Below are 24396 nucleotides of genomic sequence, written 5' to 3'. Positions count from 1 at the left end.
CGAAGTGACGACCTAACGATGTCATGTTTGGCTAGTACCCCGGGTGAACCCCAGGTTAAACGCACCGCGAGCCGATCAACATGCGCCTTCGCCGTAGCGTAGTGCGCGGGCCCGGCCTGCACCGGGTGCGGCGCGGTCGCGGTTTCAGCTACCAGGACGACGACGGCCGAACGGTAACCGACAAGGCGACGTTGCAGCGCATCGAGGCCCTCGTGATACCGCCCGCGTGGAAGAAAGTGTGGATTTGTCCGTACGCCAACGGACATATCCAAGCCGTCGGAACGGACGCCGCCGGGCGGCGCCAGTATCTCTACCACCAACAGTGGCAGGCCGAACGCGGTGAGGAGAAGTTCGACCGCGTCCTCGAGTTGTCGGACGCCCTGCCGGACTGGCGCAAGCACATCGCGAAAGACCTCACGACCCGAGGCCTCGCGCGGGATCGTGTCCTCGCGCTCGGCCTGCGACTGCTCGATCTCGGCTATTTCCGGGCGGGCGGCGATCAATACGCCGAGGAGAACAATTCCTTCGGGATCGCCACCCTGCAGTGCGAACACGTCACCGTGCACACCGATTCGGTCGAGTTCGACTATCCGGCCAAGAGCGGCGTGCGGCGCACACTGATCGTCTCCGACAGCGAGGTGGTGCGGGCGGCCCGCGCACTGCAACGCGGCAGAAAGCCCGGGGATCGCTTTCTGGTGTGCCGAAACTCCGCCGACTGGGCCGATATTCACGCCGAGGACCTCAATATCAGGTTCAAGGAGATGGTCGGCGAGGAATACACGGTCAAAGATCTGCGGACCTGGCACGGGACGGTGCTGGCGGCGGAGTCATTCGCCGAGGCCGATCCGCCCGTCGATGACAAGGTGATCAAACGCGTCGAGTCCGCGGTGATGCGCGAAGTCGCCGAAGCGTTGGGCAACACGCCGGCCGTCGCGCGCAGCGCGTACGTCGATCCGCGTGTGGTCGAGGGCTATCGGGACGGCATCACGATCGCCGCGGGCCTCCGCCGCGCCGAGCGGATCAAAGACGCCGACGAACGTCAGGCCGTCGTGGAGCGCAGCACCGCACGGATGATCCGCAAGGTCGCCGCGAGCTAGACCTTACGCGGGAGCGTGGTGACATTCGCCTGCGCGGGATCCTCGCTCGACCGGTCGAATGCCAACGGCTGCAAGGACAGTTCACCTTCCGGGATACGCAGTGAGGACAGGTATTCCAGCATGATGCCTTCACGCAGCGCCCATGGGCTGACCTCGGCTTGGTCGATACCCAGACAGCGCATCGCCTCGTATGCCACGACCGCGCCACCGAGTATCTGCCATGCCCGGGCCGGCTTGATGCCGCGGAACTGGGCCCGCTCCTGCACGCTGACGCCCATCAGGTTCTGAATGGACTGTGCGACTTGTGTTCTCGATACCGTACGACGCACGAACGGTCCCTTGCGCCCGCACGCCGCGCCACCGAACCGGGCCAGCTGCTTGAACGTTTTCGACGTCGCGACCACGCGCCGTGGCGTTCCCTCCCACTGCACCCGGTTGGCGACCTCGCGCACCTGCTGACGCACATGCCGGCGCAGGTCTTTGACCTGAGCCTTCGACGGGGGGTCGGGCCGCAGGAACATGGTGCTGACGCGGCCCGCCCCGAGCGGCAGGGATACCGCGAGATCGGGTATCGCGTCGCGCCCGAACGCGAGTTCCATCGAGCCTCCGCCGATGTCGATGTTGAGCAGCCGTCCGGCTTGCCAGCCATACCAACTGCGCACCGCGAAATAGGTCAGCCTGGCTTCCTGCTCACCGCTCAGGTAACGCAGACGTGTTCCCGTTTCGTCGGCGACCAACTGCAGCACCTCGTCGCGATTGCTCGAGTCGCGGATGGCCGCCGTGACGAATGGATACAGCTGATCGACATGCAGGGCATGTGCTGATTCGATCGCCACCCGGACGGCTGCGACTATCCGGTCCATACCGCTTTGACCGATCGCACCGTCGCTGCTGGCCTCCTCGCCGAGCCGGGTCGGTATCTTCACCGCCCGAATGGGCAACGGCGGCGCACCGGCGAATGCGTCGACCACTTGTAACTGGGCGGCATTCGAGCCGACATCCAGAACTCCGAGCCGCATGTGCATTCCCATCTCCTAGCGCCTGCCCTCACCACCGGGTGAGGACGCCGCCATGTCGGCGGCCCCCGTGGCTTCGGCGCGTCCGAGATGGCCCGCTGAGGCGATGCGGCTCGCGTCGCAGGCCTTCAGTTCGCCACTCAATTGCGCGACCGCGGTTGGGTACCCGCGGTCGTACTGCTCAAACCCGATGTTTGACCACGCCTCCGATGCGGTATCACCTTTGCGGGCCGACAGGCCCGGATCTCGAGGGCGACCGTGATGACACCCGACCAGCCTGCGGCTCCAGGCGCAGATGGCCGACACCGCGCGCTGAGCGCTCTTCTCGATGCCATCAGCAGGTTCACCGGTGCGCGGTGGACCGCGATCGCTGTCCTGGCCATCATGGCCTGCTACGTCGTAGCGGGTACCGTCGTCGGGTTCGATCACTGGTGGCAGGCGCTGATCCACTCCACCGCCGCCGTGGTCACCCTTCCCATGCTGTTCGTGCTTCAGTACACCACCAACCGCGAGACCAAGGCCATCCTGATCAAACTCGACGAACTGATCCAGGCCACCACCGATGCCAGGGACGATTTCATGGACCTCGAAAAGCATGAGGTGCGTGAGCAGGAGCAGCTACACGACGCGCATCACCACGAGGGCGACGACACCGCCTCAAAAACCTGAGACCGTGCCATTGCCCAAGTACGGCAGTCCCGCGTCCCGGATCATCCTCGGCTCCAGTAAGTTTCGCGTGTCCACCACGACCGCGCCCGGCGCCTGCTCGGCAATCTGGCGCCAGTCGAGGTCGCAGAACTCCGGCCATTCGGTGAACACCACGATGGCATCGGCCTCCTTCGTGGCGACGTACGGATCATCCACTGCCGCAACGGCGTGGCGACGCAGAGCAGCGTGGTCAATCATCGCGACGCGCGGGTCATAGCCGACGATCTGGGCTCCCCGCTTGGTCAGTTCACCACTGATCGCGAGCGCAGGCGAATCCCGGATATCGCACGTACCGGCCTTGAATGTCAAACCCAGTGCGGCAATGCGCGAGGCGGCAAGCGGTGCCGACATGGACCGGCTCAACGCCGCGGCAATCCGGTCGGTCTGCGCATGATTCGTCGTGCGGGCCGACTCCACCTCGGGCAATGCGACGCCGTGCTCCCGCCCGGTGTGCAACAACGCAGCGGTGTCTTTGGGCAGGCAGGATCCTCCCCAGCCCGGCCCCGGTTGCAGGAAGTGCCTGCCGATGCGGAAATCGGCTCCCATGCACCGCGTGACGTCGCCGATGTCGGCACCGACACGGGAACACAACTGCGCCAACGAGTTCGTGTAGGAGATCTTCACCGCGAGGAATGCGTTGCTGGCGTACTTGGACAGTTCGGCGCTTTCCGGACTCATCCGCAGCGTCTCGCCTTCACCGGCGCCGTACAAACTCTGGACGGTGTCGGCGGCGGATTCATCGACCGACCCGATCAGAATGCGGTCGGGGTGCCGGAAGTCGTATACGGCGTGGCTCTCCCGCAGAAACTCGGGATTGGACACCGCGCGGATACCGGTGCCGCGCAGCCGGTCTGCGACCTGGCGGGTGGTCCCCACCGGCACGGTCGACTTCAGCACGACGATCGCCTGCGGCCGCAGGGTCGCGGCGAGTTGTTCGACGACGCGGTCGATCGCGGTGAGATCGGCGGACCCGTCCGGGCCGCTGGGCGTCGGCACGCATACGAAGACCGCGTCGCGGTCGGCCAGTTCGCCGTACTCGCCGCTGAATCGCAGTGTCCCCGCTCGTAGGCCCGCCGCCAGCAGTTCGGGCAGACCCGGCTCGTCGACCGGCACCTCGCCGGATGTCAACCGCTGCAACCGGTCCACGTCGATGTCGACACAGACCGTGTCATGCTCGCGCTCGGCGAGGCATACCGCGGTGGTCAGGCCGACGTAGCCGGCACCAACGACTCCAACTTTCATGTTCGCACTCCCAGCACCCCCTCGACGGCTTCGAGCACCCGGGGAACGGTGATCAGCAACAGCCCGCGGTGCGGCTCACCGCCGTGCGGATCGCCTTTGTCACCGGCCCACAGGGCCACGTGCGGGCCGTCCCCGCGAGGACCCCACCGGCTGGGCGGGGTCGGTCCGAACAGCAACACCGACGGTGTCGACGTGGCGGTCGCGACGTGGCCCACGCCCGTATCGCCGCACACCAACAACCGGCAATCGCTGATCAGTGCCACCAGCCCGAGAACGTCGAGTGTTCCTGCCAAGACCGCCGTTTCGGGCAACCCGGCTTGTTCGGCGACGGACCGGGCGAGGTCGATCTCGCGGGCGTCCCCGGTCACCACGACCTCGTGCCCGGCGGCGTGCAGCGCGGCGGCAACCGCGGCGTATCGATCGGTCGGCCAGCGGCGCGCGGCGAAGGCAGCACCGGGGTGGATCACCACCACCCCCGGCCGCTCCGGATAACCGTGCGGCCGCTCGACTGTCAGATCGGCCGGATCGCAGGCGATTCCGTGCCATTCCAGCATGTGGCACCAGCGGTCGACCTCGTGCAGGTCGGTGCGCCAGGGCGGACCGGCCAGCTCGGGATAGTCCGCGTGCCGATGGCTCAGCACCGACTTCGGCTGCAGCGCAATGAGGTCGGCGATGCTCTCGGGACCGCGGCCGTGCAGATTCACCGCGATGTCGGGCGGTTGCCGCCAACCCGGCAGCCGGCCGAGGGCCGGCGTGTCCACCACTCCCGACACCGCACCGGACAGCATGGCGAGCTCACCGAACCGCTGCGGGGCCGCGAGGACGATGTGAGCCGCCGGATACGCGCGACGTAAACCGCGCAGCGCCGGGATGCCGGTCAACAGATCGCCGAGACCCAACGCGCGCAGTACCAGGATGTTCTGCACGTCGGGCGTCACCGTGGCGGGCCTCATGGCCACGACGACTCCGTGGACGCACAGACCACCAGTTCGCGTACCTCGCAGCCGGGCGGTTGGGTCAACGCGAAAACCACGGTCTCGGCGACGTTCTCGGGATCGTTGAGCTTGGCATCCGGCGGCGGCTTGTACTGTTCGTCACGGCCGTCGAAGAACGCCGTGTGCATCCCGCCGGGAATCAACATGGTCACCCCGACCTCCCCGGCGAGCTCGGCGGCAAGCGCCCGGCTGAAACCCACGACACCGAACTTCGAGGCGCAGTACGCGGTCGCGTCGCTGACGGCCTTGATGCCCAGCGTCGAGGCGCACGTGACGATGCGCCCACTGCTGGCTTTGAGGTAGGGCAGCGCGGAGCGGATGACGGCGACGGTCCCGAGCAGGTTCACGTGAACGACCCGCTCCCAGTCCTTCACGGCGACATCGCCGAGCTTGCCGCATGCGTCGGTGCCGCCCGCCGTGAACACCCCGTTGACGACGCCGCCGGCCTGCTCGGCCAGCCGGCGCACCGCCGCGTCGACGGCTTCGGTGTCGGCGAGGTCTGCGCACTCGTACGCGACTCCGGCCGCGGGCGGCTTGCGGTCGATGACCATCGGCGTACCACCGTGGCGCGCAACGGCTTTGACGGTTGCCGCGCCGAGGCCCGACGCACCACCGGTGATGATGATGTTGCCAAGGTTCACGAATTGCCCCTCTCGATCATGACCGCATCGCGGCGATCAGATTGGTCGATGAATAGCCCGCAACGGTCGGCAGTAAAACGACTTCACCGCCGTGCCTGCGCACCACTTGCGCTTCGGGAAGGTCGGCCTCGGTGTAGTCGCCGCCCTTGACCCACACATCCGGGCGCAACCGCTCGAGTTGATGCTCGGGTGAGGACTCGTCGAATATGACGACCGCGTCCACACAGGCCAGCGCGCACAGCACCCTGGCCCGGTCCGCTGCTGCCATCACCGGCCGGGTCGGGCCTTTCAAAGCCCGTACCGAGGAATCGGAATTCAGCAGCACCACCAACGCGTCGCCGAGCTGACGGGCCTGGTGCAGCAGCCGGACGTGGCCCGTGTGCAGGAGGTCGAAACACCCTCCGGTGGCCACGAGCCTGCCGGACCGCCGGCGTAACCGGTCGCGCACCTCGACGACGTCACCCACGATGGCAGCGGGTTCGGTCATGGCGCCCGAGTGCGCACCGAAATCGGTTGGGCTCGACACTCCGACCGCGCCGCCGGTCGCGACGAAGCGGCTCGCCGCCTCGACAGCAGCGGCGACCGCGGCCTCGGCGTCATGACCATCGGCCAGGGCGAGCGTCGCGGCGACGGCGAAGCGGTCGCCCGCACCGCACGTGTCCGATCGTCCGGAGCCCGCGGCCGCGGCGGCGGGGACGGGCACATGCACGCTGCCGTCGGCGTCGGTTGCCAGCACCGCCCCTCGGCTGCTCAGTGTCACGCACACCGCGCGCGCCTGCCAGTCGCGGCGCAACGATTCTGCTGACCGACCTTGCGCCTCATCCTGATTCGGGGTCACCAGATGGCAGCCGGGGACGGGGGCGGCGCCACGCGGATGCGGATCCCAGACCAGCGGCACCCGTTCGGCGGCGCGCTCGAGCAACCGCCGCAGACCGCGATGAGCGGCCACTCCCCTGCCGTAGTCAGCCACACAGACTGCACGCGCATCGGCGAGCACCTGGGCGGCCCGGTCCGGCAGTTGCCCGTCGGTCACTGTGCCGTCACCGTGGTCGAGACGCAGCATGGACTGGCCGACCGCACGAATCCTGGTCTTGCACACCGTGGTACCGGTCATGGGCAGTGCCACCACGGTGACGCCCGCGGACGCGAGGAGATCAGCCAGCCTGCGGCCGTCCGCGTCGTCGGCGATGGCGGTCACGAGTACGACGTCGTCCTCGCCCCGCGCTGCCAGCACTGCCGCCAGGCCCGCTCCGCCGGGCCGTTGCCATACCCGCTCCGCGTCGACGACCGGAACCGGCGCCTCTGGGCTCAGCCGGGTTGCGCTTCCTTCGATGTCGACGTCGAGCATGCAGTCGCCGACGATCACCACCGGCCTACCCACCGCAGGCTCCCAACACACCGCCACTGTTCGGCAGGGCATCGTCGAGTGCGATGCACAGGGAGTGCACCAGGAGCAGATGGATCTCCTGAACGGTCGCCGTGCTGGGCGCCTCTACGCAGATCGCGTCGTCGCACATCGCCGCCAACGGGTTCGGCGCGGGCCCGGTGAGCGCCCACGTCGTCAGGCCCATCTCGTGCGCGGCCTTGACGGCCGCCAGCACGTTCGGGCTGGTGCCGCTCGTCGACAGCGCGACGAGCACATCGCCCGGTCTGCCATGTGCCCGCACGCCGCGCGCGAACATCTCGTCCGGACCGTAGTCGTTACAGATTGCGGTCAGCGCCGAGGTGTCGGCATGTAAGGCGATGGCCGACAACGGTATTCGTTCGTCGCGGAATCTGCCGACCAGCTCGGCGGTCAAGTGCTGCGCCTCGGCCGCACTGCCACCGTTGCCGCACGCCAGCAGACGCGCGTCGGCGGTCAGCACCTCGGCGAGGTGTCGGCCCCACCGGGTCAGCCGGGCCGCCTCACCATCGATGCGGTCCACTGCGGCAGCGAGTGCCGAAATATGGGTGTCGATCATCATTTCCTACCTCCCAGTCGATCGACCGCAGCCAGTAGCTCGGCGTCGGTGATGCCGTCCAAACACGGATGGCCGGGCACCGGGCAGGTCCTCGCCCGGGTCAGCCGGCACGGCGCCTCTTGGTCGCCGAGGCGAATCACGTTGCGTGCGTATGGGCTCCATTGCTCAGCCGGTACCACCGGTGCGAACAGCGATACCACCGGCACTCCGACGGCGGCGGCCAGGTGTGCGGGGCCGGTGTTCGGTGCGATCACGACGTCGGCTTGCGCGAACACGCTTGCCAGCGTGGTCAGCGTGGTGTCCCCACCCAGGTCCACGGCGACACCGGCGGCGACCTGGGCCGTCAGCTCACGCTCGTGCTCGTCGCCCGTCACCACGACGCGGTGACCCGCCCGGGTGAGCGCGCGCACCATACCCGCACTGCGCGCCGCCGTCGGGCGTCGGGCCGGGACCGCGGCACCGGGGTGGAACGCCACGAATGGCTCGCTGCCGACCTTTCGGGCCAGCTCACCGCTCAGCGGCGGTGGAGTTCGCACCATGAGCGACCCGTCGTCGTCTGCCGGCAGGTCGAAACCCGCGGCCCGGACGAGCGACAGCGCCCGCTCGGGCTCAGGGACACCCCCTTGGACATGGTGGCGGAGGTTAAGCAGCGTGCCCGGATAGTCCTCACTGATCGCGCCGACCCAGCCGACGTCTGCCATCCGGCACAGCAGCGCCAACGGCAACGGCGACTGGTGAAACGACGTGAAGATGAAGACCCGGTCCGGTGCGATGTCCCGAAGCTGTTTGACCAGTGCTTCCACATGGCCCGCCGTCAGTTCCGGCGAATCGAAATCGACCCAGGGCGCCTGCCATTCGACGATGTCACCAACGCCTGGCAGCAGTTCGGCCGCGGCCCGGCCCCGTGGTCCGGCCAAAAACGTCACCGGGCCGTGGGCAGCGGCGACGGCACGGACGGCCGGCCCGGTGATCAGGACGTCACCGGCGCTGTCCAGCCTGGCCACCAGCGCACTCATCGGGCATCCCTCAGGACGAGAGAAACCGCGTCCTCCAGAGTCGAGGCCACGCGCGCCCTGGCCCGGGCGTCCGAGATCTCCTGTGGCAACGTGCGATCCGTCGGCACCAGGACCGCATCGGCGGCCGCCGAAAGCGCCGCCTGCACATCACCGCCCGTATCACCGATCAACACGCACCGGCTCGGCTGGACGCCGAGCGCCTCAGCGGCGGCCATGACCATCCCGGGCGCCGGCTTACGGCACGAGCAGTTGTCGCCGGCATCGTGTACGCAGATCTGCCAGGAGTCGAACGGGCCGAGCAGCGCGTCGACCCGGGCGTTGACATCGGCGAGTTGACTGGTGCTGATCAGGCCCTTGGCGATACCGGACTGATTGGACACGACGGCCAGCATCAACCCGCGCTCACGTAACTTGTTCAGCGCCTCGACTGCGCCCGCGACAGGCCGGACCCCGTCGGGGTCGTTGAGGTACGGACCGTCCTCGATGATGGTGTCGTCACGGTCCAGCAGCACCGCGAGTGGTGGATCCCGATGCGCGCCACGGAAATCCCACTCACCGCGCAGCCGGTGGTACACCGCGACGGGCGGGATCAGGATGCTCGTGATCAGCATGCGCGCCGCTTCGGTGACGGTGCGCGGCCCGGCCAGGAATCGGCGCACCGCGAATTCGACGGTCAGCGCGAGCCATCCGAGTGCCGCCCACCGTGCTGCGGGACGCCCCCGGCCCGCGACGGCGAACATTGCGGCGGCTGTCGTGGCCAGGTGGGCGGGCAACCGCCCACGTCCTTCGCCGATCGCCGGACGCCAGCCCCGGCCGTACTTGCGGTGCATCAGGGCGTCGTCGCGGTTGCCGCGCTGCGCCCGGATACTGCTCAGCCACGTCGCACGTGCGACCGGGTGCCTCGATCGCCTCGCGCCTTGGATTATCCTGTTGCCCGCCATGGTGATTCGCAACGCGAGATCGGAGTCTTCGCGGTAGGCCCGTGGGAACCGCTCGTCGAACCCACCGACCTCGACGAGGGCCGACCGCCGGTAGGCCATGTCCGCGGTGATCCACTGGGCCGTGGCCAATCGCTGCGTACGGCGCTCGTCGTCGGTGCTGCGGCGCCCGGGCCGCACCGGCACATCGATGACGGCCTGCGAGCCCACCGCACCGGCGGCTTCAGCGGCCTTCAGGTCCTCGGCGAGCGCCTTGAGCCAGCCGGGATGAGGCCGCACATCGTCGTCCACGAAGCAGATCCAGCGGGCGGTGCTGCTGCGCCAGCCCACATTACGCGCGGCCGCGGGTCCGCGGCCCCCGCTGCGGAGCACTGTGACGGGCAGGTTCGCCGTGATGAGCAGCGGTGGGTCCGGTTCGGGGCGATCGTCGACGACGATCACCGCTTCCGGCGTCGGGCCATCCGACTTCTCCAGCGCTGCCAACAAGCGCTGCAACGTCTTCCGGCCGATGGTGGGCACCACGATCGCGAAGTTCACCGGACCGCTCACCGGGGCCTCCGCACGACGAACGGGCCGATCGCCAGCATGTCGATCGGTGCGCTGCCGAAGCATTCGAGCGCATCGCGGGGGCTGTCGACCATCGGACGCCCAGCGGTGTTGAAGCTCGTGTTGACGACCACCGGCACGCCGGTGCGGTCAGCGAACCGGCTGATCGTGGCGTGCATCAGAGCGTCGCTCGGCTCGATGGTCTGGATCCGGGCGGTGCCGTCGACATGGGTCACCGCCGGAATCCTCGAGTGCCAGTCCTCGGCGACGTCGTGGACGAAAAGCATGTAGGGACTTGGCAATGGGCCGCCCGAGAAGATCTCAGCCGCGCGTTCGGCGAGCACCATCGGGGCGACCGGACGGAACTGTTCGCGCCCCTTCACCGTGTTGAGCCGCTCCAGATTCTCGGCGCGCCGGGGATCGGCCAGCAGTGACCGCCTGCCCAGTGCTCTGGGGCCGAACTCCGAGCGCCCCTGGAACCATCCGATCACCTGGTCGTCGGCCAGCGCGTCGCCCACCACGGCGGCCAGATCGGCGGGGCGTTCATGCGGCACCGCGGCTTCGGTGAGCGCCGCCCCGATCTCGTCGTCGGACCAGCCGCGGCCCAGCGCCGCCGACGGCATGGGCTCGAGCTTCTCACCGGCTTCGGCCGCCAGCGACAGCGCTGCGCCGAGCGCGGTGCCGGAATCGCCTGCCGCCGGCTGCACCCACACATTGCGGAAGCCGCCGTTGTTGTGAATCTTCGTATTGGCAACGCAATTGAGCGCCACCCCGCCGGCCAGGCACAGGTTGTCGTGATCGGTGCGGGCGCGTAACCAATGCACCAGATCGAGCAGAACCTCTTCGAGGACCCGTTGCACGCTGCAGGCCAGGTCCACCCGGTCGTCCCACCCGGTTCCGAACTTCTGCCAGTCGACCGGCTCGGTGCGGAACCCGCCGTCCCCGGTGGCGTACACCAGCTCACGGAATTCGTCGGCGAATCGCGGCTTTCCGTAGGAAGCCATCGCCATGACCTTGTACTCGTCGCTGGACCGCTTGAACCCGAGGTGTTCGGTCAGTTCCTCGTAGAGCAGACCGAGCGAATGCGGCAGCTGCTGGGTGGCCAGCACGTCGAGCTTGTGCTCGGTGTAGGTGCCGGCCAACATCGAGGTACGTTCGCCGCGGCCGTCGACGACCAGCACCGCGCAGTCCGGATGCGGTGAGGCCAATGCGCTGGACGCCGCGTGCGCCACGTGGTGACGGACATATTGGACGATCGACGGGTCAAGCCCGGGCAGCGCCGACTGGATGAACTTGGGTGCCCGTTCGGCGTAGAGGGTCCGCAGGTACTCCCAATCCCGGTCGAGCCCGGCAAGATCGGTGTCCTGGCCCTGCATCAGCCGGGGATCGTAGGAGTACCCGACCGCGTCGAGATCGGCAGGCGACAAGCCCGCCTGGTCCAGGCACCAGCGAGCCGACTGCACCGGGATCTCCCACGTCGAGAACGGCACTGCCTGCTTACCGTGCTTGCGGCGGCTGAACCGCTCTTCCTCGGCCGCCGCCACGATCCGTCCGTCGACGACCAGGGCCGCGGCCGGGTCGTGGAACACTGCGTTGATTCCGAGTATGCGCACAAAAGCCTCCTAAAGTCCTTGTTCGGCAAACCATTCGAGGGTCATCGCCAAACCACGACGGCAATCGACCCGCGGTCGCCAGCCGAGCTGTTCGGACGCCGCGGTGATATCGGGGCAGCGCCGCTGTGGATCGTCATCTCCCTGCGCGACGAACTCGACCGGCGACTGACTGCCGGCCAGCTCACGGATGAGTTCGGCGATCTGCAGAACCGTGAGCTCGTGCGGGTTTCCGATGTTGATGGGCCCGGCACAGTCGCTTCGGGCCAGCGCCAGCAAGCCCGCGACGGTGTCGTCGACGTAGCACAGCGACCGGGTCTGCCTGCCCGAACCGTGTACGGTGATGGGCTCCCCGGCCAGAGCCTGGCGGCAGAACGTCGGCACGATGCGGCCGTCGTCGGCGCGCATGCGCGGGCCGTATGTGTTGAATATCCGCGCGACCCCGATGTCGGCGTTTCGCGCCCGCTGATAGGAGAACGTCAACGCCTCGGCAAATCGTTTGGCTTCGTCGTACATACTGCGCGGGCCGACGGGATTGACATTGCCCCAATAGCTTTCCCGCTGTGGATGTTCCAGCGGGTCGCCATAGACTTCACTCGTCGACGCCAGCACCAGCCGCGCGCCACAGCGTTCGGCGACCTCGAGTGCGTTCGCCGTGCCGAGCGCACCGGTGCGCAGGGTCTGCAACGGCAGGCGTTGATAGTCCACCGGCGACGCGGGCGATGCCAGGTGGAAGATCGTGTCCACGGCTGGTATCTCGGTCAGCGGGTCACTGATGTCGTGTTGGACGAACTGGTAGCCCTCGCGGTCGCGCAGCAGGCCGGCGGCGGTGGGGGCACTGGTCGACAGATCGTCGACGCAGATCACTTCGAGGCCCTCATCGAGCATGCGTTCGCACAGATGACCGCCGAGGAAGCCGCCGCCCCCGGTTACCAAGACACGCTTCAGTTCATGCATGAGGGTTTGCCGTTCGTCGTCGCGGGTAGTTCGCCGGGTTATGGACTCCATGGACTCTGTTGAACGAACCGGCACCTGTACCGAAGAGAGCGCCCCGGTAAGCGAGAAGGTCTCGTTCGTGATCGCGAGCCGCAATCGGTCGGCCGAACTGGTGTCGGTGATACACCGTCTGCTCGACGAGACCGAGTGCCCCATCACGGTGGTCGACAACGGCTCCGAAGACGACTCGGTCGAGGCCGTCAGACGCATCGCGTCGCGGTCCGGTGGCCGGGTTGTCCTGATCGGCCTGAAATCGAATCTCGGTGCCGTCGGCCGCAACATCGGTGTCGCAGCCTGCCGTACGCCGTACATCGCGTTCTGCGATGACGACTCGTGGTGGGACCCGCCGGCTCCGGCCCGTGGTGCGGCGATCTTCGACCGGTACCCCAACACCGCGGTCCTCGCGGCCCGTACCGAGGTCTGGCCGCAGCGCCGGGACGATCCGATGGTCGAGGAGCTGGCCAACAGCGCGCTGGGTCACCGCCCGGATCTGCCGGGACCGTCGATCCTCGGATTCCTCGCCTGTTCGGCGATGGTCCGCAAATCGGCGTTCGAGGCGGCCGGCGGGTTCAGCGAGATCCTGCACTTCCGTGGCGAGGAGCAACTGCTCGCGCTCGATCTCGCGGCGTTGGGCTGGCACCTGTGCTATTGCCCCGAGCTGAAAGCCATCCATCAGCCGTCTTCCCAGCGACCGGCCACCGCGGCCCAGGACGCTCGAAGCCTGCGCAATGCCGTGCTCACCACGTGGCTGCGCCGGCCGATGCGACAGTGCGTCGACGCGACGGGCTCGCTGCTGCGCGCCGCGGCCCGAGACGGCGAGCATGCCCGCGCGGCGGCCGAGGCGATGGTTCGGCTGCCCGCAGTGCTGGCGCATCGGCGCACGCTGCCCGCAGGTGTCGAGGACGCGCTCGCGGTTCTCGAGCGTGGAAACGGGCGTCATCGCTGACCCCGTCATCCCGACGATGCGTTGGTCGTGGGTTGACGCATGTATCCGCTGGGACCGACCCGGTCATACACCCGCAGCGTGTCGGCGGCGATCCGGTCCCACGAATAGCGTGACCGGGCCCGATCACGACCGGCCGCGCCGAGGCTCTTGCGCAGGAACTCGTCGCGCAGCAGGCCGGCCACGGCGTCGGCGAGAAGGTCCGGGCGTTTCGGCGGTACCAGGCGCCCGGTCACGTCGTGCACGACCGTGTCGAGCATGCCGCCGACCGCGGACGCCACCACCGGAATACCGCATGCCATGGCCTCCAGCGGCACGATCCCGAACGGTTCGTACCACGGCGTGCATGCCACGACGTCCGCCGAACGCAGCACCGCGGGCATGTCGGCGCGCGCCACCGATCCGCACAGCTTCACGCGATCCGAGACGCCCAGTTCGCGGGCGAGTTGCCGAAGTCGAACGGCCTCAGGGTCGTTCTCGAGCGCTGACGGCGGCGGACCGCCCACGATGACCAACTCGGCGTTCGGGATACCGGGCAGCGCGCGGACCGCGAGATCAAAACCCTTGCGGGCGACGAACCTGCCGACACTCACGATGCGGTAGTGCGAGCCACGCGGTGCCATCGGGCCGTCCGGCTTGAACAGTTTCAGATCCACCCCGCACGGCACGACCGACGTACGCGACCGCGACCGGCCCAACCGCATCAATTCGAACACCTCGTCGGTGCAGGTGGCGGCAACCCACGTCGCGCAGCGCGCCACCATCGCCTCGAGTTTCAACCGCTCGGGCGGGCTGGTGTCCTGTGCTCCCTGGTGACGGCGTTTGACCACGCCTAGCGCGTGAAATGTCTGCACAGCGGGAAGATTGAGGTGGCGTGCGGCCAATTGACTGGCCACGCCAGACATCCAGAAATGGGCGTGCACGACATCGGGCCGGTCCATCGACCAGTCCAGGTCCAGGAACTGCGCGAAATCCCCCATGTACTGCAGCAGTTCGTCTTTGGGGATCGGTTCCGCCGGCCCGGCGGGCACGTGGATCACGCGGTATCCGTCTGGCGTGTCGATCCGTTCGGGGAGGTCGGGATCATCGCGCCGGGTGTACACGCTGACCTGGTGGCCCTGCCGGCTCAGCGCCGCAGACAGCGCCGCCACGTGGACGTTCTGTCCACCTGCGTCGACGCCTCCCAGTGCCGCCAGCGGGCTCGCATGCTCGGATACCATCGCGATCTTCATTCGCCTCCTCCTTCGAATCTCATCGGCAGCACTCCTCGATGACCCGGTCCCATTCACCGAGGAACCGGTCGAGTGAAAAGTGAGCCATGGCGAATTCACGGGCGGCCTTGCCCGCCACCGTCGCCGCGGCCGTGTCGGTGACGAAGCCCTGCAACGCATAGGCGAGGGTCGCCACGTCGCTGCTCACCACCCCCGCTTCGGCCGGAACCACCTGCGGGGCCTCCGTCGATGCGACGGCCACCACGGGCATTCCCAGATACATCGCCTCGACCAGCGACAGCCCCAGCGAAGTCCACCGGGCGGTGTGCACGTACACCCGCCGCCGGGCGATCTGACGCCACAGCCTGTTCCGCGGCACGTCTCCCTTGCCGCGGACCGCGGATCGACCGCCCGGGCGATTGAGCTCCAAAGTGTCGATGCCCCAGACATCGATCGGCACGTGCGCGCACAATTCGGACAGCAGATCGGCGCCGACTGTTCGCCAGCGCCGAAGCGGTTCGTTGATCATCGTGGCGGCGGCCGCGACGTCGCCGGTGTAGAAATTGCCGGGATCGGCGATTCCGTGAGTGATCACCGTCGTCGGCGCGACACCGTTGTCCCACATCAGCCGGTTGAAGTCGGTCACATGGACGAGCGGGATGTCGCGGCGTCCGGCGAGCGGGTGGGTGCTGTCCACCGCAAACGGGCGGGGCGCATTGTGCTCGACGTAGACGGCGGGCACATCGATACCCGGCCGGCGCCCGAGCCACTCTGCCGCCAGCTCCAGCTCTTCTGGTCGTTGCAGGACGACAAGGTCGACATCCTGGTCACGCAGCTCGCCAATCGAAATCTCTTGCGCGCGTGGCCAATCCCGTCCGCACAACCCACGCCCGTCAGCGTCCCGCTCGGCGTTGAGCGGAACCAGATAGCGATGTCGACCAGCGGTGAACGACTCCATCCAGGAGCCGTGCACATGCCACGCGAGCAGGGTCCGCGTGAAGTCTTCATCCATGGGGCGGAAGTACCCGGCGAAGTGCCTCTTAAACACGCGAAGAGTTTGATCATGAGCGCTCCGGGTATCCGACGCTCCATGGACCGCGAGGATCTACCCGACGAGGTGCCAGTCGCCGACGCTGTCGAGCAACAACGCGAAACCACCGGGCCGGTCGAGGATGAGGAGGCTTTCACCCCATCCGCCGACGCCCCGCCGCTGGAGGCCACCGAACCGGACTGGCAGGAGCAGCGCGAAGCCGTCGATCTCGATCCGGAGCTCGACGAGTTCGGCCGCGAGGAATAGGGGGCAAACGGCAATGAGCGACGAGAACACCGGAGACAGCCGGAAAGAGACGCCCGACAACGACACCGTGATCCCGTATCCGGGACATACGTCCGATATGGCCCAGCAACCGCGCGACGAGATGCGGGATTACGTGGGCCGCGGACTGTTGGAGGGCAAGCGGGCGCTGATCACGGGCGGAGACTCGGGAATCGGCCGGGCAGTGGCCGTCGCGTTCGCGAAGGAGGGTGCCGACGTCGCGATCGCCTACCTCGAGGAGCACGACGACGCCACCCATACCGCGTCGCTCGTCGAGGATGCCGGCCGGCGGTGCCTGCGGTTGCCCGGCGACCTCAGCGAAGTGGACCAGTGCCGGGCGATCGTCACGAAGACCGCGGGCGCGCTGGGCGGCATCGACATTCTTGTGAACAATGTTGCCTACCAGGAACCTACGGCAGACCTCACCGCGATCAGCGACGAGCAATGGCGCCACACGTTCGCCGTCAACATCGACAGCTTCTTTCACGTGACCAAAGCTGCGCTCGCACATATGCCGGAGGGCGGGGCCATCATCAACACCGCGTCCATCAACGGGCTGCGGGGCAACAAGACCCTGATCGATTACTCGGCCACCAAAGGGGCGGTGATCGCGCTCACCTACTCGTTGGCGCAATCCCTGACCGATCGCGGAATCCGGGTGAACTGTGTGGCACCCGGCCCGGTGTGGACGCCGTTGATCCCGGCGACCATGGATGCCGAGCGCGTCGAATCCTTCGGTGAGCAAGCGCCTTTCGGGCGCGCCGCCCAGCCGGACGAGATCGCGCCGTCATACGTTTTCTTCGCGTCCGGGCAGCTGTCGTCGTACTACAGCGGCGAGGTGCTCGCACCAATCGGCGGCGAGACGCTCCCCGGCTGAGGGGGCGGCCGTGGCGCAGAAAGCCGACAGAATCCGGCGGATCCGGGCGGTTGTGCTGACCGCCCTGATGATTGCCGCGCTGGGGCTGTTACTCACCCGCTGTCCGGCCAATCGCGACGGGATGCCGGGTCAGCTGGCATCGGCGATGGAAGAAACGGTGTCGGCAGCCCGCAGCGCCGCCATGGCGCTCGATCTGCGGATGCGGGACCGGTCCACACCGCAACTGGCGAGCGTGCAGATCTCGGACGCGCGTAGCGATGTCGTGAAGGCCTATGAGGGCATCGCCGAACTCAAGGCCGAGGACCCCGTCGACATCGCCAGGCAGACGCTGCTCACCGAGTCGATGACCACCATCGTCGGGCAGCTCAACGCCGCGTCTGCGACGCTGCGGGAGGTCACCGTGACACCCGACCTCGGCAAGCTCCGTGCCGACCTGGTGGCGGCGGCCGACGCCCTGGAGACCGGATACCGCTGATGAAGAAATTCTTCGCGGTAGCGCTGGGCATCCTTACCGCCATCGGCGGATTCCTCGACATCGGCGACCTCGTCACCAACGCGGTCGTCGGGTCCAGGTTCGGCCTCGCGCTGGCCTGGGTCGTGGTGGTCGGCGTCATCGGGATCTGCCTGTTCGCGCAGATGGCCGGCCGGGTGGCGGCGGTCAGTGGCCGAGCCACCTTCGAGATCATCCGTGAACGGCTGGGCCCGCGGACCGCGGCGGCCAATCTCAGCGCCTCGTTCCTCATCAACCTCATGACGCTGACCGCCGAGATCGGCGGCGTCGCGATCGCGTTGGAACTCGCGACCGACGTGGGCCCGATGATGTGGATTCCGGTGGCCGCCTTCGCCGTATGGATCGTGATCTGGCGGGTGAAGTTCAGCATCATGGAAAACGTCGCCGGGATCATGGGATTGAGCCTGATCGTGTTCGCGGTCTGCGTCTTTCTCCTGCAACCGAATTGGTCGGACCTGACGCATCAGGCGCTGCAGCCGGCCATCCCGGAATCGGAGTCGTCGGCGACCTACTGGTACTACGCCATCGCGCTGTTCGGCGCTGCGATGACTCCGTACGAAGTCTTCTTCTTCTCCTCCGGGGCCGTGGAGGAACATTGGAAGACAAAGGATCTCGGTGTTTCGCGACTCAACGTCATGATCGGTTTCCCGCTGGGCGGCATCCTGTCGATCGCGATCGCCGCGTGCGCCACGTTGGTGCTGCTGCCCAACGGAATCGAGGTGACGTCGCTGTCCCAGGTCGTGATGCCGGTGGCCGTGGCCGGTGGAAAGCTCGCACTGGCGTTCGCGATCGTCGGCATCGTGGCGGCCACCTTCGGGGCGGCCCTGGAGACCACGCTGTCCAGCGGCTACACCCTCGCGCAGTTTCTCGGCTGGCCATGGGGCAAATTCCGCCGCCCCGCCGAGGCGGCGCGATTCCATGTGGTGATGTTCGTGAGCATCGTCGTCGGCGCCGCGGTTCTGTTCACGGGTGTCGACCCGGTCATGGTCACCGAGTACTCCGTGGTGTTCTCCGCCATCGCGCTGCCGTTGACCTATCTGCCGATTCTCATCGTGTCCAACGACCCGGAATACATGGGCGACAAGACGAACGGAAGGGTGACGAATGTGTTGGGTTCGATCTATCTCGTGATCATCCTGGCCGCATCGTTGGCTGCCATCCCTTTGATGATCGTGACCGGAGCCGGACAATGACGACACTGGACGCACGCCTGCACCTGCTGGACCGTCAGTTGGTCGACGACAACGGCGATCCGGTCGGCATCGTCGACGACCTCGAGCTCGAGGGGGTCGAGGTCGATCGAGAGATCGAGCCGGGCAGCCCGGCGCCGCGCGTCACCGGGCTGCTGTCCGGCCAGGTCGTGGCGACCCGCATCTTCGGCGGCACCCCACCCCGGTCACGGCTGCGGGAAATCCCTTGGAAACTCGTGGCTTCCATCGGCGTGACAGTAAAACTGGCGCCCACCGACATGAAATTCGATGTGCAATGGATGGAGAGATGGCTGCGAGATCACATCGTGGCCCGCATTCCCGGGGGCACTCATGCAGCTGAGTAGTCTGCTCGGGTTACAGGTCATCGACGCCGGCCACCATCCGGTGGGCATCGTGGTCGACGTGCGGCTCGGTATTGCCGGTGACCGTGCCGACCATCCACCCACACCGCGCGTCACCGGTCTCGTCGTCAGCCCGCGCACCCGCTCGTCCTACCTCGGATACGAACGCACGAGCCTTGATTCGCCCGCACTCATCGCGGCGATCGCGCGCTGGCGCCACCGCGGGACATTCTTGGCGGCCTGGGAGGATGTCGGGCGCGTATGCGCCGACCACGTCACACTACGGCCGGGCTACCGCCGCCACTCCCCGCTGCTGCACGACGGCGACGGATGATCGACGGCCGGACTGCGGATCACGGCCGCTGTTCGTGCACTTCCGGGTGAGTGGCATTCCATGCGCGTTCCTTGCGGCGCACGCGCCAATGTTCGATACCGAACCACAAACCCGATCCCACGAACAGCACGGCGGCAATGCACGCCAGCACTATGCCGACGCCATGGTGGCTGGTGGCGAACGCGGCCAGGCACGCGACGAAGGACGCACCGCCCAAATACAGCATGATCAGCGCCGGAAAGTTCGCGGTGTCCTTCATCGTCTCACCGGCATGCGGACGCGTCGTCCTGGCATGGTCCACGGGGTCCTTGGCGTCGTCGCCCATCGTCGCTACTCCTCTCGGCGCGCTACTGCCGCCACTGCGGGGCAGGTGTGCCTGAGAGGTACCCCTGGGGCGCACCGGCGAAACTCGCCCGCTCGGCGGGCGACCCGCATAGCCGGCCCGCAGAACGGGCATAGCTACAGCGCCGATACCGATGACGGGAGCCGATATGACGATCTCGGCGGCTAGCGGTCATCGCCCGAGCCGGTCTCCTCCGGATCGTCGGCGCCCTCGGCCTGATCGGGTTGAGTCCGCTTCGATTGGAGCATTTCGGGGTCGGCGTCGGGATCATGACCGGCATCGTCGCGGTCGCCCGGGCGTGTCGAGTTCATCTGTCCTCCAGCTGTTGATGCTCGCCCTTGCATCGTCCGACCCGGCTACCCGTTCAGCGCTCCCCCAATCAGCCTGCGGCGGCAGTTTCGGCCCGATGAGCCGCGGGTAGTGGCAATCCATGCCTGGTTCAACGAGGCCGCAGCGACACGTCGGCCTGGTGACCGATCCGGGTTTGTCCACAAAAGTGGTCGAATCTCTGACCGCGGCCCTTCCGGCCATGCTGGCGGGCAGCGTGCGCGATGACGTGTGCTGGAAAGTAACGGTCCACAGTTACGCGTTGCCGCTCGAAGACGACGGCAACATCGAGATACGCAAGCACAGCGACGAGCTGAAGTCCCGGTACGGATGGGATTTCGTGGTGTGCGTGACGGAGTTGACGAGACGTCTCGGTGAGACGTTGGTTGTCTGCGAGGCGAACATCGCCGAGGGCACAGCGTTGATATCGCTGCCCGCGCTTGGCCCGGTCCGGCTACGCCGCCACGTCGCCGGCGCCATCGTGCACGTCGTCGGCGCGCTCACCACGGCGGGCGCCAGGGACCGCAACCGCGCCACCGTCGGGCCGTTATTCGAGCCGACGAAGCGAGAGGTCACCGATGGCGGGAAGAATGCCTACCTGGAGCTGACGCGCGTGCACGGGAGGCTGCGCCTCCTGCTGGGAATGGTCCGGGTCAACCGCCCGTGGCGGCTCCTGCCCAGCCTCTCCAGCGCGATCGCGGCGGGCGTCGCGGCCGCGGCATTCGGGGTGTTCTACTCCAGCATCTGGAACATGGCCGATTCGATGAGTACGACGCGGCTGGCCGCGGTCAGCGTCGTAGCGATCCTGGCCATGATGTTGTGGCTCATGCTCTACAACGGCCTGTGGGAGCGGCCGCGTGACCTCGATCAACGCCAGAACGCCGTGCTGTACAACGGCGCGACCGTGCTGACCTTGGGTGTCGGCATCGCATCCATGTATGTCATGTTGTTCTGTGTGGTGCTGTTGGGAGCGTTGACGATAGTCCCGCCAAGCTACCTGGCGGCGACGCTGGAACACCCGGTCACGTGGCGCGACTACGCCGAACTCGCGTGGCTCGCCAGTTCGCTCGGCACTTTCGCCGGGGCGCTCGGCTCGAGTTTCGAAAGCGATTACACGGTCCGCAATGCCACGTACGGGAAGCGTGAGCAGGAGCGGCATGCCCGTGCCACGGCGGCGAACTGACACATGTCGGTCCGCGAACTTGTCGTGCTCGGTACCGCGAGCCAGGTGCCCACCCGCAAGCGAAACCACAACGGATACCTGCTGCGATGGGACGGCGAGGGTTTTCTGTTCGACCCCGGTGAAGGCACGCAACGCCAGCTCCTGCTCGCCGGCCTGTCAGCCGGCACCGTCACGCGGCTGTGTCTGACCCACTTCCACGGCGACCACTGCCTCGGTGTACCCGGTGTGCTGCAACGCATGTCGTTGGACCAAACACCCCATCCGCTCCAGGCGTACTATCCGGCGTCCGGCCGGGAATTCTTCAGTCGGCTCCGCAACGCCAGCATCTTTCACGATGTCACGGAGGTTCACGAGCATCCGATCGCGGTCGACGGCCCGGTGGCCACGGGACCGTTCGGCGTACTCGAGACCCGGCGGCTCGACCACTCGGTGGAGTCCATCGGCTACCGAATCGTCGAATCCGACGGTCACCGCATGGTGCCAGAGTTGCTGGCACGCTTCGGCATCAGTGGCCCGATGGTCGGCGAGCTGCAACGGACCGGTTCGGTTCGCGCGGGCTCGCGCGTCGTGCGGTTGTCGGATGTCAGTGAGCCGCGGCGTGGGCAACGGTTCGCCTTCGTGATGGACACCGGAATGTGCGAGGCCGTGTACGCACTCGCCGACGGCGTGGACCTTCTGGTGATCGAGGCGACGTTTCTCGGCGAGGAGGCCGAGCTCGCGCGCCGCTACGGGCACCTGACGGCCGGTCAGGCCGCGCAGGTCGCGGCCGAGTGCAACGTCCGGCGGCTCGTCCTCACCCACTTCTCGCAGCGTTACCCCGACACGGACCGACACCGCGCGGAAGCCGCTGAGGTGTTGGCGGCCAAGGGTTTCGACGGCGACCTCGTCGTCGCCGAAGACCTGGCGCGAATCGAGGTCCCGCGGCGCCGATCACGCTGAATTCACCGACCGGCGGCCAGTGCGGGTTCGGCGGCGCGGACCGAGAACTCGAGATCGAGCTGGTTGAGTGTCATCGGTAGCGGTTCGCCGGGCGCCGGGCGTGGTGTGGACCGCAGCTCGAAGCGCAATCGACTCAGCAGATTCGCGGCGAGCGTGCTGGTGCTGAACAACACCAGATTGCGGCCAGGACACTCAGCGGGGCCTGCCGAGAACGGCACCAGCTGCGGGTACCGGCGAGCCCGGCCGTCGAGCCAGATGTCCGGCGTGAAGTCGTGTGCGAACGGCAGCAACGACTCGTCGCGATGGAATGCCGGCGTCACGATCATCACCCCGGCACCTTTGCGGATCGTGAACTGATCCGCGCCGTCCCGCCAGTGGGTGTCCTCGGTGGTGTCGCGCAGGATCGTCGGCGTCGTCGGCCACAGCCGCACCGACTCGAGCACACAGCTTCGAAGATAGGGCCGCGGTAGCGGACGCTCTGGTTCTGCACAGTCGTCGACGGCGCGGTTCAGGTGGACCGGGTGGGTCGCCAGGACCGCGATCGCGCGCAGCAGCGCCATGCCCGTCGCGTCGAACGCGAACAGCCACTGCGGCATCTGCCCGACCGGGTCGACTGCCCCGGCGGCAGGCGTATCGGCCAGTGCCCCCACCAAGGTTCCTGGTTCGGGATCCTCTGCGTAGCCGTAGAGCCGCTCCGTGAACTGAGCCCGGGCCCGGTAGTGCGGCAGTGCCAGGAATGACCAATTGCCTGCCTTGCGCAGCCGCAACAGGTCGTCGGTGACCGCCTCGTCGTCGCGGGCTCTCTCACCGAGCGCCAAACGGCGGACCAGACGCCACCATGCCGACATGAACATCGACGAATCCAGGTGCCCGAGTGAGGTGGCCTCGCTCACCAGATCGCGTGCCTCGTCGGCGATCTTCGTCGCGAACGCGTCAGCCAACCGGTGCAGGTCCGACCCGGAGTCCAGCGCGGCGTCATTGACCGCGCGCCGTCGCGATCTGATGGCGCCCTGCGAGATCAGCACACCGTGCGGCTGAAACCACTGCAGCGCCTTGCGCTTTTCGCGGTTGGCCGGATCGAACGGCGCGGGCGACCGGCTCAGCACCGTCCCTACGTCGTCCGGGTCGAGTACCACGACGATCCGGCGACCAGGGATCACGAGTTCGACCGGGCCGCGGCCGAACTGGCGTCGCAACCGCTGCAACCGCTTCACCGCGCGGGTATCGGCCTGCATGCGTTCCAGCAGCCGAAGCACCGGGCGGCGCCGAGCGATCACCCCGGCCGAAATCGACGCGAAGCCGAGATCGCTCAACGTCATGAGGGCGGAGGCACCATGCAATCGCGGTCCATCGATAGCCATGCGAAGCAGTTACCCGCCGCCGGTCGCGCCAAACCTGGCGGCATGGTCAGCCGTCGGGCGACACCACCTCGATGTCGGCCGGTTCGATGTCGGCGACCACCATCGCCTCGGGCCGCCTGATAGAGCCGGGTTCGTAGTCCAGCAGTGGGATGACCCGCTGCCAGTAGACCTGTGCCAGTCGATGGCATTCGTCGTCGGACTCGGCGGTTTTCAAGGCCCGCTTGACGCGGTCGTACAGGTCGAGATCTGAAACGAAGCAGTGCGTCGGGTCCACCGCGATCCGCAGCAGCGTCTGCGGACGGTCCCTGTCGAAGGTCGCGATATCGACCGCCGCACCGTTTCTGATGTCGACGATGCCGTCGCCGGCCGGCAAGAACCCGTAGAGAACGCCGTCGCGGCAGAGCTGAGCCCGGATCGTCTCAGGCGGACGATGCGTATCGAGGTAGGCGTCGGCCGTCTTCGTGTCGGAATCGCTCTTTTCGCCGTCGCCCTTGCGTTTGAGGCCGTTCCGTCTGACATCGTCGAGCGTCTGGGGCTCGATCTCGTGATACAGGGTCGTCTTCATCTGCTTGCAGCCGTTCGTCACAGCACCGCCGTCATCGCATGGCGGGCCTCAGTGGAGATCCCCGTGCTCCTCGGCCGGTAAACCTCCCGGGCCGGACGACGAAATCCGATGCCCTGCGGCGTGTGGGGTCGGGCCGCGGAGGGTAACCCATCACCAGCGGGTACGCGCG

Annotated in this window: 28 protein-coding genes; 11 read left to right on the top strand and 17 right to left on the bottom strand. The window is 67.4% G+C overall.

Annotation, left to right across the window (positions count from 1 at the left end):
- Positions 1–80: 80 nt before the first annotated feature.
- Positions 81–1097: a DNA topoisomerase IB gene (locus AWC31_RS26595; RefSeq protein WP_085147024.1), complete on the top strand. Its 1017-nt coding sequence runs from the start codon at positions 81–83 to the stop codon at positions 1095–1097.
- Here the strand turns inward: AWC31_RS26595 and AWC31_RS26590 are convergent.
- The gene (locus AWC31_RS26590) at positions 1094–2122 is read right to left on the bottom strand and encodes a Ppx/GppA family phosphatase (protein WP_234817003.1); all 1029 of its coding nucleotides are present in this window, start codon (positions 2120–2122) and stop codon (positions 1094–1096) included. The genes AWC31_RS26595 and AWC31_RS26590 overlap by 4 nt on opposite strands.
- 9 nt (positions 2123–2131) lie before the next feature.
- Entirely contained in the window at positions 2132–2257 is a 126-nt protein-coding gene (locus tag AWC31_RS38175; RefSeq protein WP_272937913.1) for a hypothetical protein, read from the bottom strand.
- Between the two features lie 117 nt (positions 2258–2374).
- On the opposite strand from AWC31_RS38175, the gene AWC31_RS26585 reads away from it, so the two are divergent.
- On the top strand, positions 2375–2782 hold the full coding sequence (locus tag AWC31_RS26585) for a low affinity iron permease family protein (protein WP_085147022.1): 408 nt from the start codon (positions 2375–2377) through the stop codon (positions 2780–2782).
- Here the strand turns inward: AWC31_RS26585 and AWC31_RS26580 are convergent.
- From AWC31_RS26580 to AWC31_RS26540, 9 genes are read right to left on the bottom strand one after another with little or no spacing between them, the layout of a single operon-like run.
- Positions 2771–4063, bottom strand: coding sequence for a UDP-glucose dehydrogenase family protein (locus AWC31_RS26580; protein ID WP_085147019.1), 1293 nt, complete (start codon positions 4061–4063; stop codon positions 2771–2773). The two genes, AWC31_RS26585 and AWC31_RS26580, sit on opposite strands and share 12 nt — an antisense overlap.
- The gene (locus AWC31_RS26575) at positions 4060–5016 is read right to left on the bottom strand and encodes a glycosyltransferase family 9 protein (protein WP_085147347.1); all 957 of its coding nucleotides are present in this window, start codon (positions 5014–5016) and stop codon (positions 4060–4062) included. The genes AWC31_RS26580 and AWC31_RS26575 overlap by 4 nt, the downstream gene beginning before the upstream one ends.
- Entirely contained in the window at positions 5013–5699 is a 687-nt protein-coding gene (locus AWC31_RS26570; protein ID WP_085147018.1) for an SDR family oxidoreductase, read from the bottom strand. The genes AWC31_RS26575 and AWC31_RS26570 overlap by 4 nt, the downstream gene beginning before the upstream one ends.
- A gap of 16 nt (positions 5700–5715) precedes the next feature.
- A complete protein-coding gene (locus AWC31_RS26565) occupies positions 5716–7080 on the bottom strand; it encodes a PfkB family carbohydrate kinase (protein WP_234817002.1) in 1365 nt (454 codons plus the stop codon).
- Positions 7073–7660, bottom strand: a complete 588-nt coding sequence (locus AWC31_RS26560) for a D-sedoheptulose-7-phosphate isomerase (protein WP_067843749.1) — start codon at positions 7658–7660, stop codon at positions 7073–7075. Before AWC31_RS26560 ends, AWC31_RS26565 begins: the two co-directional genes overlap by 8 nt.
- Entirely contained in the window at positions 7660–8676 is a 1017-nt protein-coding gene (locus tag AWC31_RS26555; protein WP_085147015.1) for a glycosyltransferase family 9 protein, read from the bottom strand. The genes AWC31_RS26560 and AWC31_RS26555 overlap by 1 nt, the downstream gene beginning before the upstream one ends.
- Positions 8673–10163: an HAD-IIIA family hydrolase gene (locus AWC31_RS26550; protein ID WP_234817001.1), complete on the bottom strand. Its 1491-nt coding sequence runs from the start codon at positions 10161–10163 to the stop codon at positions 8673–8675. The genes AWC31_RS26555 and AWC31_RS26550 overlap by 4 nt, the downstream gene beginning before the upstream one ends.
- Positions 10160–11773, bottom strand: a complete 1614-nt coding sequence (locus AWC31_RS26545; RefSeq protein WP_085147011.1) for a carbamoyltransferase family protein — start codon at positions 11771–11773, stop codon at positions 10160–10162. The genes AWC31_RS26550 and AWC31_RS26545 overlap by 4 nt, the downstream gene beginning before the upstream one ends.
- A 9-nt stretch (positions 11774–11782) precedes the next feature.
- The gene (locus AWC31_RS26540; protein WP_067843342.1) at positions 11783–12727 is read right to left on the bottom strand and encodes an NAD-dependent epimerase/dehydratase family protein; all 945 of its coding nucleotides are present in this window, start codon (positions 12725–12727) and stop codon (positions 11783–11785) included.
- A 49-nt stretch (positions 12728–12776) separates the two neighbouring features.
- Between AWC31_RS26540 and AWC31_RS26535 the strand changes: the two genes are divergently transcribed.
- Entirely contained in the window at positions 12777–13712 is a 936-nt protein-coding gene (locus tag AWC31_RS26535) for a glycosyltransferase family 2 protein (RefSeq protein WP_110775263.1), read from the top strand.
- A 5-nt stretch (positions 13713–13717) separates the two neighbouring features.
- Here AWC31_RS26535 and AWC31_RS26530 read toward each other — a convergent pair whose 3' ends face one another.
- A complete protein-coding gene (locus AWC31_RS26530) occupies positions 13718–14941 on the bottom strand; it encodes a glycosyltransferase (RefSeq protein ID WP_085147010.1) in 1224 nt (407 codons plus the stop codon).
- 19 nt (positions 14942–14960) lie between these two features.
- Complete coding sequence (locus AWC31_RS26525; protein WP_067843331.1) at positions 14961–15932, bottom strand: glycosyltransferase; 972 nt, start codon at positions 15930–15932, stop codon at positions 14961–14963.
- Positions 15933–15983: 51 nt separating this feature from the next.
- On the opposite strand from AWC31_RS26525, the gene AWC31_RS26520 reads away from it, so the two are divergent.
- The 6 genes from AWC31_RS26520 to AWC31_RS26495 are packed head-to-tail and all read left to right on the top strand — an operon-like array spanning position 15984 to position 19509.
- Positions 15984–16217 (top strand): hypothetical protein, encoded by a 234-nt coding sequence (locus AWC31_RS26520; RefSeq protein WP_234790695.1) that lies wholly within the window; start codon positions 15984–15986, stop codon positions 16215–16217.
- Positions 16218–16230: 13 nt separating this feature from the next.
- The gene (locus AWC31_RS26515; protein ID WP_085147002.1) at positions 16231–17112 is read left to right on the top strand and encodes an SDR family oxidoreductase; all 882 of its coding nucleotides are present in this window, start codon (positions 16231–16233) and stop codon (positions 17110–17112) included.
- A 10-nt stretch (positions 17113–17122) separates the two neighbouring features.
- The gene (locus AWC31_RS26510) at positions 17123–17587 is read left to right on the top strand and encodes a hypothetical protein (RefSeq protein ID WP_085147001.1); all 465 of its coding nucleotides are present in this window, start codon (positions 17123–17125) and stop codon (positions 17585–17587) included.
- Positions 17587–18816, top strand: a complete 1230-nt coding sequence (locus AWC31_RS26505) for an NRAMP family divalent metal transporter (protein ID WP_067843318.1) — start codon at positions 17587–17589, stop codon at positions 18814–18816. Before AWC31_RS26510 ends, AWC31_RS26505 begins: the two co-directional genes overlap by 1 nt.
- Positions 18813–19178, top strand: a complete 366-nt coding sequence (locus tag AWC31_RS26500; RefSeq protein WP_085147000.1) for a hypothetical protein — start codon at positions 18813–18815, stop codon at positions 19176–19178. Before AWC31_RS26505 ends, AWC31_RS26500 begins: the two co-directional genes overlap by 4 nt.
- Positions 19165–19509: a hypothetical protein gene (locus AWC31_RS26495; protein ID WP_085146999.1), complete on the top strand. Its 345-nt coding sequence runs from the start codon at positions 19165–19167 to the stop codon at positions 19507–19509. The genes AWC31_RS26500 and AWC31_RS26495 overlap by 14 nt, the downstream gene beginning before the upstream one ends.
- Positions 19510–19528: 19 nt before the next feature.
- Here the strand turns inward: AWC31_RS26495 and usfY are convergent, their stop codons facing one another.
- Complete coding sequence (gene usfY / locus AWC31_RS26490; protein ID WP_085146998.1) at positions 19529–19834, bottom strand: protein UsfY; 306 nt, start codon at positions 19832–19834, stop codon at positions 19529–19531.
- A 182-nt stretch (positions 19835–20016) separates the two neighbouring features.
- A complete protein-coding gene (locus AWC31_RS37540) occupies positions 20017–20163 on the bottom strand; it encodes a hypothetical protein (protein WP_165766059.1) in 147 nt (48 codons plus the stop codon).
- 119 nt (positions 20164–20282) lie between these two features.
- Here AWC31_RS37540 and AWC31_RS26485 point away from each other — a divergent pair, with 119 nt between their 5' ends.
- Entirely contained in the window at positions 20283–21362 is a 1080-nt protein-coding gene (locus AWC31_RS26485) for a hypothetical protein (RefSeq protein WP_085146997.1), read from the top strand.
- A 3-nt stretch (positions 21363–21365) separates the two neighbouring features.
- The gene (locus AWC31_RS26480) at positions 21366–22301 is read left to right on the top strand and encodes a ribonuclease Z (protein WP_085146996.1); all 936 of its coding nucleotides are present in this window, start codon (positions 21366–21368) and stop codon (positions 22299–22301) included.
- A 2-nt stretch (positions 22302–22303) separates the two neighbouring features.
- Here AWC31_RS26480 and AWC31_RS26475 read toward each other — a convergent pair whose 3' ends face one another.
- Together AWC31_RS26475 and AWC31_RS26470 are read right to left on the bottom strand one after the other, a co-directional pair.
- Positions 22304–23662, bottom strand: a complete 1359-nt coding sequence (locus AWC31_RS26475; RefSeq protein WP_085146995.1) for a cytochrome P450 — start codon at positions 23660–23662, stop codon at positions 22304–22306.
- A gap of 46 nt (positions 23663–23708) precedes the next feature.
- Positions 23709–24227 carry a hypothetical protein gene (locus tag AWC31_RS26470; RefSeq protein ID WP_133060229.1) on the bottom strand — a complete coding sequence of 173 codons (519 nt, stop codon included), beginning with the start codon at positions 24225–24227 and terminating at the stop codon, positions 23709–23711.
- Positions 24228–24396: the final 169 nt, after the last annotated feature.

The organism is Mycolicibacterium wolinskyi (assembly GCF_002101965.1).
Lineage (GTDB): Bacteria > Actinomycetota > Actinomycetes > Mycobacteriales > Mycobacteriaceae > Mycobacterium > Mycobacterium wolinskyi.
The sequence above is the reverse complement of the archived record's forward strand: the minus strand, read 5'-3'. Positions and strand labels throughout refer to the sequence as shown.